Source organism: Serratia sp. CY27727 (assembly GCF_052169275.1).
Lineage (GTDB): Bacteria > Pseudomonadota > Gammaproteobacteria > Enterobacterales > Enterobacteriaceae > Serratia > Serratia sarumanii.
The window spans coordinates 207,301-219,909 of record NZ_JBJNLB010000007.1; the positions used below are offsets into that span (position 1 = coordinate 207,301).

Here is a 12,609-nt window from a genome sequence, read left to right on the forward strand (position 1 = left end):
GCGCCGGCTACTCTTTAAACGTCAGCGTGGCGTAATAGCCGTTTTCATCGAGCAGTATTTTATTTTTCACTATCCGCACGATAACGGCATTGCTGCCGGCCAGACGGTCGCCAACGCCATAACCGGTTTGCTTGCCGCCATGCTCGACGATGACCAGGCTTTTTTTGGCGTTGTCGCTGAACAGCAGGCCGGCTATCTTGCCGAGCGCTGCGGCTTCCGGCGCGTTAGCCAGCAGCTCGGCACCGATCGCCCATTCGCCGACTTTATACCCGTGCGCCTTTTCGCCGTTTTTCGCCGCTTGATAGCGGCCAAACCAGTGCGCGACATGAATTTTTCCGATGTCATCTTCCTGAGGAAAGACACTATGACGCACCGGCCCGCGCGCGTTTTCACGGCTCGGCTCAACGGGCGCGCCATCCCCGGCCACCATTCGCCATCCCAGCTGGAGCATGAATGCCAGATTTATCAGGCAGAAAAGTAGAATAAGAAGGTCTGTCAACCGCTTGCTCACGTGCCCCCCGGTTATTCAACGGTGTCAACGCTAAGCGGAAATACCGACCACCATCGCGACAGAAAACAGCAGCGTGATGATCAGGGCCACTTTATAATTCACGGCGTCCAACCACGTTCGCCGGCGCTTATTAGCCGATGGCGACGGGCATTCCCCCTGCAAATTAACGGCCGCGCGCTCGCAGGCCTGAAAGCTCAGCATCACGCCAAATCGGGGAATGGTCTTGATCACCTCGCCGGGAATACCGTGGCGTGAGAGCAAAGAACGGCATTGGAATATCATCTGATAATAGTTGTTGTCGCTGATGGTCTCATGATTGCAAAACCAGACCGCGCGAATAATGTCGTTCTTCTTATAAATACCGCTCAACAGGCACAGCATGAAGCGCCGCTGTAATTCGGTCATTTCAATGAGCACATTCTCTTTTTTAAACAACAGCGTTTTTTCATTGTTGTTTAATATCACCAACTCATTTTCCAACAGAGTCTCGTTCAGGGCAATGTTATGTATGTCCATCTCTCGCCTATCAGTTTAATGAAGTCCAAAGGCTCTTGTGCCATCACCTTTGCACGCATGCGGCGAGATGCATTTTCAATGAAAATTAATAGTTCGCCGTTTCAAGAGCGGCCTCAATTAATCATGCGAAAAACATTCATGCAACTTATTTCTTTAATATAAACAATATAAAATTAATATGGCTACACCGCATCGCCTTAGATTCATTAAATCATTTAAAAACATGATGATAGCCGTTTTTGTAAAATAGCTAAATCACCATTAAATTTGATTAACAATGAAAAAATAGGCATTCACGCATAATAACCCATGTTATTAGCTGCGTGCGAAAAAGGCAGGACACGAGGATATAAAAGGTAACCAGAATACACCTTAACCCATATAAAATAACATGCACATCAGGATTCAATATTGCATAAAAACATCGGCGAGTAGGCATCGCTAAACATCAACGTATTCTTATCCACGCTGCGAATATGATAAAACGTCGATTCAGTGCTGAAAAAGTAAGTATACACCTCGTCCGGCAAGGTATCACGCGGCGAATAATTCACCTCGCCATAGTGGAAGCGATAAAAACTGCCTTGCGAGACGTAGCTGAAGTTAACCCGTCGGTTGACGAAATACTTCTCTTCGCCATCGTTGGCCAGGCCCGACAGCATCATCACGCCCTTATCGCCGGACAAAAAGATGTAGTTTATTTTTAGCGACAGCTGGATATCATCGTGCGCCGCCTGCGCGTCCAGCGAATTGAAATAATTAAACGTGGCGTTCGCTTCGCAGGACAAATCGCCGAAGCCATGATGGCTGCGCACCAGGGAATACACCACGCTGCCGGTCAACACGCACAGGCCGACCAGCGTGGCTGACAAGATATTTAACTTTTTTTCCATGCCCGGATGTACTCGCTCTCACAATTATGCAAAACGGCCGCACTGTCCTTCGTGCATTTGGCGATAAACTGGCGTCCGCTGTCTTCACTGGCATTATGAGAACGGTTAACCTTGGTGATGATAATCTCACCGGGGCGGCAACGCTGGCCATAAAGATCCTTACGGATCAAGAACTGCAAATAGTCGTCCTGATGATTCTCCAAAAAATGGCCGGCATAGTAGATCGGGCAGCCGTTCACCGTACCGACGTAAGACAATACCTGCTTCTTTTCACTGTCGCGATGATGTTTGTAATAGATGAAGCACAGCGCCAGAAAAGATAATGGCACGACGATCGATAAGCTGCGCAGCAGAATAAAAAAATAATGGGGGGTATTTTTTGACGCCGCAGCGGATGCGGGCGATGTAGCGGGAACGTCCGCGGCGTGGGGAGGCTCAGGCAAATCAATCCGCAGCCGCTCTATCGATATTATTCTATTGAGTCTATACCCCTTTTTAGAGAGGGTAACGATCAGGCGCTCGTTGAAACCGACAGACGTCAAGGCCCGCCGCGTCAGGCTGATATATTGATTTAACGTCGCGGAAGAAGCGCTCAAGCCGTGATCGATCCAAACCTGTTGCAACAGCGTTTCCCGGCTTACCGCCTCGTGGCCATGCTCGAGCAAGCATTTGAATACTCTCGAATTGACGCTGGATAAGAAAACTTCCCGTCCCTTCTTTATACTCTTCAATGAACCGTTTTCAGTGTTAAATGTAATATCTTTATCAATGATATAAATCATGTTCAGCCTGACAGCGCACACGGGTTATTATTTAAACTTATTCAGCCAGTTCGTCGACCGCCGCGAAGCGCGGATAGTTTTTTCGCAACGAGAATAAACCATACTAACGCCATCCCAACAGGCGTGCAACTTTAAGAATTTTCCCTATCCCTGCGTCATTATTTGTCCCACAAATAACGATATAAACGCTATTTTTTCACCGTCATCGGATCTGTTGGCAACAATACATTTGGTCACGGGAGGAGAAGGGCAAAAACGGCGCAGAGGAAAAGATTCACGCTCGCGGCGTACGAAATGACGCTTGCGCAGCTTGTCGACATAAGGAATAACGGGGATAAGCGTTTTGCGGGCCGCAAAATGGGTGGGGACCCTGCCAGCTACATCCCGGCACACACGTCACCTGCTGCGGCTGCTTCCTTCCGGACCTGACCGAGTTCACAAGTTAGTGTTGCGGGAGAACCAACAGGGCCCCCATTGACGGCTTCTGTACTCCGAAGCGGTGGGCATTATCGGCGATGCCCCATCAAATAGCAAGCCAACCGGGGTTAACCGCTGTTTTCTTACCCACCTGCGCTGTGGCACACTCTTCGCCTGGGTTTTGAGTCACGCAGGAACAGCAATATGCAACCAGAAGACGCCTCTTTCAGCCAGCGGGTTTTCCATATCGTGGCCGCCATCCCGTTCGGCAAAGTCACCACCTACGGCGAAGTCGCCCGGCTGGCCGGCTCGCCGCGCGCCGCGCGTCAGGTCGGGGGCGTGCTGCGGCGTTTGCCGGAAGGCAGCACGCTGCCCTGGCACCGGGTGATCAACCGGCACGGACAGATCTCGCAGCAGGGGGAGGATTTTCAACGGCAACGGCAGGCATTGCTGGCGGAGGGGATTATTTTCGGCCCGCACAGCACGGTCGATTTCGATCGCTACGGCTGGCGCTGGTAAAACAAAACAGCCTTTGGCCGAAGCGCAAAGGCTGCTGATTTCATCTTGCTGTACCGCAGTAAGCTTACTGCATGGCGGTTGGCGCAGCCTGAATCGGCACACCCTGAACCGGAACCAGCAGCAGATCGGCACGGGTGCCGTTGCGGTTAACCACTTCCTGGATGGTGTCGGTAATAAACATCAGTCGCCCGTTGACCGTCACCGCCGCGCTCAGAATGATACGCGCATTCGGTTGGATGTCGGACGGGTTGTACGGCAGCGTAAAGCTGAATGGCGCCTGCTGCCCTTCAGTACGTACCGCGCGCTGTGCAATCACTTTGGACGGCGCATCCGCCAGCGAGGCGTCAGAGAGGGTGACCGTCAGTACGGCGTCCGGCGGCAGCGCAATGCGCTGACGTATATTAACCGAACCTGTCACCGCCGGGCCCTGAATCTGCGTTTGCGCAGCCGCCGGGTTACCGGCCGCCTGGGTAGGCACATCAGCACTCTTTTGCGCGCATCCCGCCAGCGTGATCGTCAGTGCCGCGGCACCGCCTACGATTTGCCAGAGTTTCATGGATCGGTCTCCTTTTTTATTATCAACATGTTGGTGGCTTTCACCACATCACCTATTAAACCTAGCACAAAACACTGATAAATCCACTTTGTCCCGCCTATTAATCACTTAAACAACCCAAGGCGTCCACGATTAAGAGCATTCTCATCGGCCCTTTAACGCAAAATGTTGACGCCGCGCCGTGATATTCCGCACACTGCGCAAAATGATTATTAGAAAGGTAATAACTTTATGAGCCAGGCATTGCAAAACCTCCTCGATCTGCTGGATCTGGAGAAAATCGAAGAAGGGTTGTTCCGCGGCCAGAGTGAAGATCTGGGGCTGCGCCAGGTGTTCGGCGGGCAGGTGGTCGGCCAGGCGCTGTACGCCGCCAAACAGACGGTGCCGGACGAACGCAGTGTGCATTCGTTCCACAGTTACTTCCTGCGCCCGGGCGACAGCAGCAAGCCTATCGTTTACGACGTGGAAACCCTGCGCGATGGCAACAGCTTCAGCGCGCGCCGCGTCAGCGCCATCCAGCACGGCAAACCTATCTTCTATATGACCGCCTCCTTCCAGAGCCCGGAAGCGGGTTTCGAGCATCAGAACCTGATGCCGGACGTGCCGCCGCCGGAAGGGCTGCTGTCCGAGTCAGAGATCGCCCAGAAACTGGCGCATATGCTGCCGGAAAAAGTGCGCGAAAAATTTATCGGCCAGAAGCCGATCGAAATGCGCCCGGTGAAATTCCACAACCCGCTGAAAGGCAGCGTGGAAGAACCGCATCGCTACGTGTGGTTCCGCGCCAACGGCAGCATGCCGGACGATCAACGCATCCACCAATATCTGCTGGGCTACGCGTCGGACTTTAACTTCCTGCCGACGGCGCTGCAGCCGCACGGCGTCGGCTTCCTCGAGCCGGGCATGCAGGTGGCCACCATTGACCACTCGATGTGGTTCCACCGTCCGTTCCGCATGGATGACTGGCTGCTGTACGCGGTGGAGAGCTCCTCCGCCTCCGGCGCACGGGGCTTTGTGCGCGGCCAGATCTACACCCGCGACGGCGTACTGGTCGCCACCACCGTGCAGGAAGGGGTGATTCGCCAGCGCGACGCCTGATCCGCAATATAAAGAAAGGGGCGATGTTTCCATCGCCCCTTTTAGCTTCATCATTATTTTAGTCTTTAGCGCACTGCCCTGCTTCGAGTCTTATTGGTTGTAGGCGCTTTCGCCGTGGCTGTTGACATCCAGCCCTTCGCGTTCCTGCTCTTCCGGCACTCTCAGCCCCACCATGGCGCCCGCGATCTTGAAGGCGATAAAGGCGGCGACGCTCGACCACACCAGCGTGATCAGCACGCTCACCAGCTGGATCCAGACCTGGTGGCCCATCGTCACGCCTTCGGCGTAGCCGGTGCCGCCCAGTGAAGAGGCGGTGAACACGCCGGTCAGCAGGCAGCCGACGATGCCGCACACCCCGTGCACGCCGAATACGTCGCAGGTGTCGTCCACTTTCAGCCATTTTTTCAGCGTTACGACGCCCCACAGACCGGCGACGCCGCCCACCAGGCCGATGATCAACGCCCCGCCCACGCCCACGGTGCCCGCCGCCGGCGTCACCGCAACCAACCCGGCGATCATGCCGGAGCAGGCGCCCAGCAGCGAAGGCTTGCCGCGCAGCACCCATTCGGCGAAGGTCCAGGAGAGAATGGCGCCCGCGGTGGCAACCACGGTGTTGAGGAATGCTAGGGCCGCAATGCCGTTGGCCGCGCTGGCGGAGCCGGCGTTGAAGCCGAACCAGCCGATATACAGGATCGACGCCCCGGTAAACACCATCGGCAGGTTGTGCGGTTTGAAGGCCTCTTTACCGAAGCCGGCGCGCTTGCCGATCAGGTAGGCGCCGATCAACCCGGCGCTGGCGGCGTTGATGTGCACCACGGTGCCGCCGGCGAAGTCCAATGCGCCGTCGGCGGCCAGGTAGCCGCCGCCCCACACCATGTGCGCGATCGGCAGGTAAGACAACGTGAACCACAGGATCGCGAAGATCAGCACCGCCGAGAAGCGAATGCGTTCGGCGAAGCCGCCCACCACCAGCGCCACGGTGATACAGGCGAAGGAGGCCTGGAAGGCGACGTGGATCATCTGGCTGATGCTGCCGGTGACGCTGTCGATACCGATGCCTTTCAGCATCGCCGTCTCGAATCCGCCGAACACCGCATTGCCTTCGCTGAACGCCAGGCTGTAGCCATACAACACCCACAGCACGCAAACCAGCGCGAAGGTGACGGTGACCTGCGTCAGCATCGACAGCACGTTTTTGCCGCGCAGCAGGCCGCCGTAAAACAGCGCGATGCCGGGCAGCGTCATGAACAGCACCAACGCGGTGCAGATCATCATAAAGGCGTTGTCGGCCTTATCAGCGACCGCCGGAGCGGCCAGGGCCAAAGAAGGAACCAGGGTTACCGAACTCAGGCCCAACATGGATAACAGTCTTTTCATTATCAATCATCCCCATCACTTAACTGAGTTCGCGGTTACAGTGCCGATTCGTCGGTTTCGCCGGTGCGAATGCGGATCACGCGTTGCAACTCGGCAACGAAAATTTTGCCGTCGCCGATTTTGCCGGTGTAGGCGGCTTTGCTAATAACATCAACCACTTCATCCAACTGATCGTCGGCGATGGCGATGTCGATTTTGACCTTGGGCAGGAAGTTGACGTTATACTCGGCGCCGCGATACAGCTCGGCGTGCCCCTTCTGGCGGCCAAAGCCCTTCACTTCGGTTACGGTCAACCCCTGAATGCCCACGGAGGACAGGGCCTCGCGCACGTCCTCCAGCTTGAACGGTTTGATTACCACGGTCACCAGCTTCATATTGCCCCTCCACGAATTAAGCCCAAACTCACCCCTGGTACGCCTCTTATGTAGCAAGGGCTGTGCCAAATTTAATTTTTCATGGCGATTCAGCGGATTAGCGGGCGCGCGGGCGCCCCCGCGACGCAGCGCCGCACCGATACCTTGAATGGGTTAAATAATGCGCACTGATTTGGTGCGCATCGCGTCGAAAGAGTGCAGAAAGGGGGCGTGACGCAGGCGGGTTGCCTGCTTGTGGTGCGAGGGAAAGAAACAAGGGCCGCGATCGCGGCCCATGCTCAGGCGGGTTGGCTCTCCTCGCGCACCGCTTCCGCCAGCTGCTCGCCCGCCAGCTGCAGCTGATACATCTGGTAGTAGCGCCCCTGCTGCGCCAGCAGCTGCTGATGGTTGCCCTGCTCTACCGCCTGGCCGCGATGCAGCACCAGGATGGAATCGGCATCGACGATGGTCGACAGCCGGTGGGCGATCACCACCAGCGTGGTGTGCTCGCGGATCGCACGCAGCGCGCGCTGGATCGCCTGTTCGGTGCCCGAGTCGATGTTGGCGGTCGCCTCGTCGAGGATCAGGATCTGCGGCGCCTGCACCAAGACCCGTGCCATCGCCAGCAGCTGTTTCTGCCCGACCGACAGGTTATTGCCCTGCTCTCCCAGCCGGGTGTGAATACCCTGCGGGAAGCCGCGCACCAGATCCGCCAGCTGCACCGTTTCCAGCGCCCGCCACACGGCCTCTTCCTCGATGTTGCGCCCCAGCGTGACGTTAGCCAGCACCGAATCGGCGATCACCACCGGATCCTGCTGCACCATCGCCACGCCCTGGCGCAGCGTGCGGTGCGACAGGCTGGAGATCGGGCGGCCATCGAGGCGCACTTCCCCTTCGCTGACCGGGTAATAGCCCATCAACAGGTTGGCCAAGGTGCTCTTGCCGCTGCCGGTATGCCCGACCAGCGCCACGAAGCCGCGCGAAGGCACCGCCAGCGAAATGTGCTGCAGCACCTTTTTGTCCGCACGGTAGGCGAAGCTCAGATCGGTGATGTCGATGCGGCCACCGGCCAGCGGACGATCGTCGGCGCCGTAACTCTGCTGGCTGCGATCCATCAGCTCGAAAATGCGTTCGCCGGCCACCACCGCCTGCTGCAGGATCGACTGCTGTGACGTCAGCTCGATCAGCGGTTCGTTCAGGCGCCCCAGGTAATTGATGAAGGCGTAGAGCACGCCGACGCCAATCACGCCTTCGCCGCTGAAGCCGAACAGCATCAGCAGGCCGCACAGCACCAGCGCCGAAAACAGGCTGAGCAGCGGCCGCAGCAGAAAACCGTCGAGCCGCAGGGTCTGCATACGCGCCAGATAGTGCGACTGGCTGGCGGCGCTCATGCGCTCGCCGAAGCGCACCTGCTGGCGGAACTGCTGAATCACGCCCATGCCGTTGATCACTTCGTTGAAGCCGTCGTTGATGTCCGCCAGATAGCTGCGCACCCGGCGCACGATCGGCGTGCTGTAGTATTGATAGATGCCCATCACCACGAACACCGCCGGGAAGATGCAGACCGCCACCAGCGCCATGCGCCAGTCGAGGCTGAACATCGCCACCAGCATGGCGCCGATCAGCGCGGCGCTTTTCAGCACCGTGGAGACCACCATCACGTACAGATCCTTGATCACCTCGGTGTCGTTGGTGACGCGCGAGATCAATTGCCCGACCGGCTGCGTGTCGAAGGCGCTGAGCGGCTGGCGCAGCGCGGCGTCCATCACGTCGGTGCGCAGCCGCTGCACCACGCCCACCGCAGCCTGGTTGAACAGCAGCGCCTGGAAGTAGTGCAGCGCCGCCGCCAGCAGCTCCAGCAGAATGTAAGCCGCCGCCAGCCCGCCGACGATCGTCAGCGGCAGTTGCCCTTTGGCGACGTAGTTATCGATGAAATAGCTCACCAGGATCGGCCCGGCGACTTCCGCCGCCGCCGCGATCCACAGCATCAGCACCGCCAGTCCCAGCGGTTTGCGGTACGGCGAGCCGTAGGCCAGCAGCCGCTTCAGCGTCGGCCACAGCTTTTGCACTTTATTCATCGGCCAACGCCTCCTCGCCGTTTTCCGGCGCTTCGTCCAGCGCCGCTTCCAGCTGCTGATAACGGTACATATCGCGATACCAGCCCGGCTGCGCCGCCAGCGCCGCATGATCGCCGCGCTGCGCCACGCCACCGTGCTGCATCACCAGGATCTCGCCGGCTTCGGTCAACGCCGACAGCCGGTGCGCGCTGATGATCACCGTGCGATCTTGCCCCCAGCTGCGCAGGTTGTGCAGGATCTGGTGTTCGGTGCGGCCGTCCACCGCCGACAGCGCGTCGTCGAGGATCAGGATCTCCGCATCCAGCAGCAGCGCGCGCGCAATGGAGATTCGCTGTTTCTGCCCGCCCGACAGCATCACGCCGCGTTCGCCCACCTCGGTGTCATAGCCCTGCGGCAACCGCAGAATGTCCTCATGGACGCTGGCCAACCGCGCCGCCTGTTCGATCTGCGCCTGCGTCGCCCCCGGATGGCCCAGCGCGATGTTGTTCGCCACGGTATCGGAGAACAGGAACGGCGTCTGGCTCACCACCGACAGCCGCGAACGCCAGTCGTCGAGTTTGACCTGCGGCAGCGGCAGGCCGTGATAGCGGATCTGCCCTTGATCGACGTCGAACTGGCGCTGGATCAGCGACAGCAGCGTCGATTTGCCGGCGCCGGTCGGCCCGCACAGCCCCAGCATTTGCCCCGGTTTCAGCGTCAGCGCCACATCATGCAGCGCCGGGTGCGGGTTTTCCGGGTAGTGGAACGCGCGGATATCCACGTCCAGCACGCCGCGCCCGGCCGGCAGCGCCTGCGGGCCGTCCTGCACCGCCGGCGCCTCGTCGAGCAGGCTGCGGATGCGGCTGTAGGCCGCGCTGCCGCGCTCGACGATGTTGAACATCCAGGCCAGCGCCAGCATTGGCCAGATCATCAGGCCGAGGTACATCACAAAGCTGGTCAGCTGCCCGAGCGTCAACGAACCGTTCACCACCATCCAGCTGCCGCCGCCGATGGCCAGCAGGTTAGAGGCGCCGATGGCGATATAAATGGTCGGATCGAAGCGCGCATCCACCCGCGCCACGTGCATGTTCTTGGCGCCGGTCTGCGCCGCGACGTCGGCAAAGCGGTTGGATTGGTGATCTTCCAGCCCAAAGGCCTTGATCATGCGGATGCTGGTCATGCTTTCCTGCGCCTGATCGTTCAGGCTGGAAAACGCCGCCTGCGCCGATTTAAAGCGCTGGTGCAGCTGGTCGCCGTAATATTTGATGGCGATCGCCATCAGCGGCATCGGGATCAACGCCAGCACCGTCAGCTGCCAGCTGATTTGGGTGCTCATCACCACCAGCACCACCAACCCCATCACCAGCGAATCGACCAGCGTCAGCACGCCTTCGCCGGCGGCGAACACCACGCGGTCCACGTCGTTGGTGGCGCGCGCCATCAGATCGCCGGTGCGGTGGCGCAGGTAGAACGCCGGGTTTTGCCGGCTGAGCTGGCGGTAAAAGTTCTCGCGCAGCTCGACCGCCAGCTGGTAGGACGCGCCGAACAGCAATACCCGCCACACATAGCGCAGCAGGTAAACGACGATCGCGGTGCCGATCATCAGCCCGAGCCAGGCCATCAGCACGCCGGTAGACATTTGTTTTTCGGTGACGCCGTCCACGATGATGCCGACCAGCTTAGGCGGCAACAGTTGCAGGATGGCGATGACGATCAGCAGCACCACCGCCCCGAGGTAGCGGCGCCACTCCCGGCGGAAGTACCAGCCGATTTGAGCAAATAATCTCACGCAGTTTGATTCCAGGATTTTATGGGATTTGTCTCTTTTTCTGCTTCAGCGGAGCAGGATACCACCGTTGAGCCGCCCGTCCGGTGAACTTTTCACTCCGGCACCGGCAATGCAGTGGTGTATTTGATTTTTTCCATGGCAAAGCTCGAGGTGACGTCGATGAGGCCCGGTACGCCGTTCACCAGGCGCTTATAAAAGCCGTCGTAGCTTTTCATGTCCGCCACTTCGACCTGCATCAGGTAATCGTACTCCCCCGCCATGCGGTAGAACGCCAGCACCTCGGGCATCTGGCTGGTCAACTGCACAAACGCCTGATACCACTCGCTGCTGTGCTGCTGGGTCTTGATCAGCACGAACGCCGTCAGCCCCAGGCCGAGCTTTTCGTTATCCAGCAGCGCCACCCGGCCGCGGATATAGCCCTCGTCTTCCAGGCGCTTCAGGCGTTTCCAGCACGGCGTCGAGGTCAAATTGACCGCATCGGCCAGCGCCTGCAGCGACTGGGTACAATCTTGCTGCAGCATGCACAGCAGCTTACGGTCTGTTTTATCTAACATAGCGGCCACCAGGAGAAAAATTTTCTCCCATTAGGCGATTAAACAGGAAAAATGGCAATCCTTTTTTCCTGCCGACAGGCTATGCTACGCCATAAACCAGCCCCCTATTCTGAGGCCAAATCATGACAAACTCTTGGGTAAAATATGCTATCGGTGAAATAGAAGCGGATTTTCAGCGCTCCGCCGATACGCACCTGATTCGCCTGAACCTGCCGGCGTTTCCCGGCATCTGCCTGTATCTGAAAGATGAGAGCACCCACCCGACCGGCAGCCTGAAACACCGTCTGGCGCGCTCGCTGTTCCTTTATGGCCTGTGCAACGGCTGGATCACCGAAAACACCACCATCATCGAGGCCTCTTCGGGCAGCACCGCGGTGTCCGAAGCCTACTTCGCCCGTCTGATCGGCCTGCCGTTCATCGCGGTGATGCCGTCCTGCACCGCGCGCCGCAAGGTGGAACAGATCGCCTTTTACGGCGGCCGCTGTCACTTCGTCGATCACGCCGCCCAGATCTACGCCGCCTCCGAACAGCTGGCGAAAGAGCTGAACGGCCACTATATGGATCAGTTCACCTACGCCGAGCGCGCCACCGACTGGCGCGGCAACAACAACATCGCCGACAGCATCTTCCGCCAGATGGCGCGCGAACCCTTCCCGGTGCCGAAACACATCGTGATGAGCGCCGGCACCGGCGGCACCTCCGCCACGCTGGGGCGCTACATCCGCTATCAGGGGCACGATACGCAATTGACGGTGGTCGATCCGGAAAATTCGGTGTTCTATGACTGCTTCCACCACGGCGATCGCACCCTGATCGGCAGTTGCGGCAGCCGTATCGAAGGCATCGGCCGCCCGCGCGCCGAGCCGTCGTTCATCCCGTCGGTGGTCGACAACATGCTGCGGGTGCCGGATGCCGCCAGCGTCGCCACCATTCACTGGCTGGAAGGCGTGCTCGGCCGCAAGGTTGGCGCTTCCACCGGCACCAACGTCTGGGGGGCGCTGCAGTTGGCGAAACAGATGCGGGAAAACGGCGAGCAAGGGTCGATCGTCACCCTGCTGTGCGACAGCGGCGAGCGTTATCTGGATACCTATTACAACCCGGAATGGGTCAGCAATAACATCGGCGATCTGCAGCCGTATCTGGCGCAGCTGGCGGATTTGTAACGCCAGGCTGCGGATAAAAAAAAGCCG

At 58.6% G+C, this 12,609-nt stretch carries 13 protein-coding genes and 1 other RNA gene; 3 read left to right on the forward strand and 11 right to left on the reverse strand.

Features of this window, described 5'->3' with window-relative positions:
* Positions 1–7: 7 nt before the first annotated feature.
* The 5 genes from ACJ8HB_RS17915 to ffs form a co-directional block, all read right to left on the reverse strand.
* Positions 8–511, reverse strand: coding sequence for a type II secretion system protein N (locus ACJ8HB_RS17915; RefSeq protein ID WP_047569008.1), 504 nt, complete (start codon positions 509–511; stop codon positions 8–10).
* A 30-nt stretch (positions 512–541) separates the two neighbouring features.
* Entirely contained in the window at positions 542–1,027 is a 486-nt protein-coding gene (locus ACJ8HB_RS17920) for a winged helix-turn-helix domain-containing protein (RefSeq protein WP_047569010.1), read from the reverse strand.
* Positions 1,028–1,425: 398 nt separating this feature from the next.
* Complete coding sequence (locus ACJ8HB_RS17925; protein WP_033637327.1) at positions 1,426–1,920, reverse strand: FidL-like protein; 495 nt, start codon at positions 1,918–1,920, stop codon at positions 1,426–1,428.
* Positions 1,905–2,702 carry a winged helix-turn-helix domain-containing protein gene (locus tag ACJ8HB_RS17930; protein WP_094860029.1) on the reverse strand — a complete coding sequence of 266 codons (798 nt, stop codon included), beginning with the start codon at positions 2,700–2,702 and terminating at the stop codon, positions 1,905–1,907. The genes ACJ8HB_RS17925 and ACJ8HB_RS17930 overlap by 16 nt, the downstream gene beginning before the upstream one ends.
* A gap of 368 nt (positions 2,703–3,070) precedes the next feature.
* Positions 3,071–3,167, reverse strand: an RNA gene (gene ffs / locus ACJ8HB_RS17935) — signal recognition particle sRNA small type.
* Positions 3,168–3,323: 156 nt separating this feature from the next.
* On the opposite strand from ffs, the gene ACJ8HB_RS17940 reads away from it, so the two are divergent.
* Complete coding sequence (locus tag ACJ8HB_RS17940) at positions 3,324–3,638, forward strand: MGMT family protein (protein WP_033647296.1); 315 nt, start codon at positions 3,324–3,326, stop codon at positions 3,636–3,638.
* 64 nt (positions 3,639–3,702) lie between these two features.
* Here the strand turns inward: ACJ8HB_RS17940 and ACJ8HB_RS17945 are convergent, their stop codons facing one another.
* Positions 3,703–4,194, reverse strand: a complete 492-nt coding sequence (locus ACJ8HB_RS17945; protein ID WP_016928846.1) for a YbaY family lipoprotein — start codon at positions 4,192–4,194, stop codon at positions 3,703–3,705.
* Between the two features lie 231 nt (positions 4,195–4,425).
* Between ACJ8HB_RS17945 and tesB the strand changes: the two genes are divergently transcribed.
* Positions 4,426–5,289 (forward strand): acyl-CoA thioesterase II, encoded by an 864-nt coding sequence (gene tesB / locus ACJ8HB_RS17950; RefSeq protein WP_004940320.1) that lies wholly within the window; start codon positions 4,426–4,428, stop codon positions 5,287–5,289.
* Between the two features lie 90 nt (positions 5,290–5,379).
* On the opposite strand, the gene amtB is transcribed toward tesB, so the two are convergent.
* The 5 genes from amtB to ACJ8HB_RS17975 all read right to left on the reverse strand — a co-directional run bounded on the left by amtB (position 5,380) and on the right by ACJ8HB_RS17975 (position 11,419).
* The gene (gene amtB / locus ACJ8HB_RS17955) at positions 5,380–6,666 is read right to left on the reverse strand and encodes an ammonium transporter AmtB (protein ID WP_004940322.1); all 1,287 of its coding nucleotides are present in this window, start codon (positions 6,664–6,666) and stop codon (positions 5,380–5,382) included.
* Between the two features lie 35 nt (positions 6,667–6,701).
* On the reverse strand, positions 6,702–7,040 hold the full coding sequence (gene glnK, locus ACJ8HB_RS17960) for a P-II family nitrogen regulator (RefSeq protein ID WP_004940327.1): 339 nt from the start codon (positions 7,038–7,040) through the stop codon (positions 6,702–6,704).
* Positions 7,041–7,318: 278 nt separating this feature from the next.
* Entirely contained in the window at positions 7,319–9,097 is a 1,779-nt protein-coding gene (smdB, locus tag ACJ8HB_RS17965) for a multidrug efflux ABC transporter permease/ATP-binding subunit SmdB (RefSeq protein ID WP_060420377.1), read from the reverse strand.
* A complete protein-coding gene (gene smdA, locus ACJ8HB_RS17970) occupies positions 9,090–10,865 on the reverse strand; it encodes a multidrug efflux ABC transporter permease/ATP-binding subunit SmdA (RefSeq protein ID WP_033653260.1) in 1,776 nt (591 codons plus the stop codon). Before smdA ends, smdB begins: the two co-directional genes overlap by 8 nt.
* Positions 10,866–10,957: 92 nt before the next feature.
* Entirely contained in the window at positions 10,958–11,419 is a 462-nt protein-coding gene (locus ACJ8HB_RS17975) for an Lrp/AsnC family transcriptional regulator (protein ID WP_004940330.1), read from the reverse strand.
* Positions 11,420–11,541: 122 nt separating this feature from the next.
* Here ACJ8HB_RS17975 and ACJ8HB_RS17980 point away from each other — a divergent pair, with 122 nt between their 5' ends.
* Complete coding sequence (locus ACJ8HB_RS17980) at positions 11,542–12,582, forward strand: PLP-dependent cysteine synthase family protein (RefSeq protein WP_015376851.1); 1,041 nt, start codon at positions 11,542–11,544, stop codon at positions 12,580–12,582.
* Positions 12,583–12,609 lie beyond the last annotated feature (27 nt).

Excerpts from the sequence above, each read along its gene's own strand:
- glnK (WP_004940327.1), bottom strand. The coding sequence starts at position 7,040 with ATGAAGCTGGTGACCGTGGTAATCAAACCGTTCAAGCTGGAGGACGTG.
- ACJ8HB_RS17925 (WP_033637327.1), bottom strand. The coding sequence starts at position 1,920 with ATGGAAAAAAAGTTAAATATCTTGTCAGCCACGCTGGTCGGCCTGTGC.
- tesB (WP_004940320.1), top strand. The coding sequence starts at position 4,426 with ATGAGCCAGGCATTGCAAAACCTCCTCGATCTGCTGGATCTGGAGAAA.
- ACJ8HB_RS17975 (WP_004940330.1), bottom strand. The coding sequence starts at position 11,419 with ATGTTAGATAAAACAGACCGTAAGCTGCTGTGCATGCTGCAGCAAGAT.
- ACJ8HB_RS17945 (WP_016928846.1), bottom strand. The coding sequence starts at position 4,194 with ATGAAACTCTGGCAAATCGTAGGCGGTGCCGCGGCACTGACGATCACG.
- ACJ8HB_RS17920 (WP_047569010.1), bottom strand. The coding sequence starts at position 1,027 with ATGGACATACATAACATTGCCCTGAACGAGACTCTGTTGGAAAATGAG.
- ACJ8HB_RS17930 (WP_094860029.1), bottom strand. The coding sequence starts at position 2,702 with ATGATTTATATCATTGATAAAGATATTACATTTAACACTGAAAACGGT.
- ACJ8HB_RS17980 (WP_015376851.1), top strand. The coding sequence starts at position 11,542 with ATGACAAACTCTTGGGTAAAATATGCTATCGGTGAAATAGAAGCGGAT.
- ACJ8HB_RS17940 (WP_033647296.1), top strand. The coding sequence starts at position 3,324 with ATGCAACCAGAAGACGCCTCTTTCAGCCAGCGGGTTTTCCATATCGTG.
- amtB (WP_004940322.1), bottom strand. The coding sequence starts at position 6,666 with ATGAAAAGACTGTTATCCATGTTGGGCCTGAGTTCGGTAACCCTGGTT.
- smdB (WP_060420377.1), bottom strand. The coding sequence starts at position 9,097 with ATGAATAAAGTGCAAAAGCTGTGGCCGACGCTGAAGCGGCTGCTGGCC.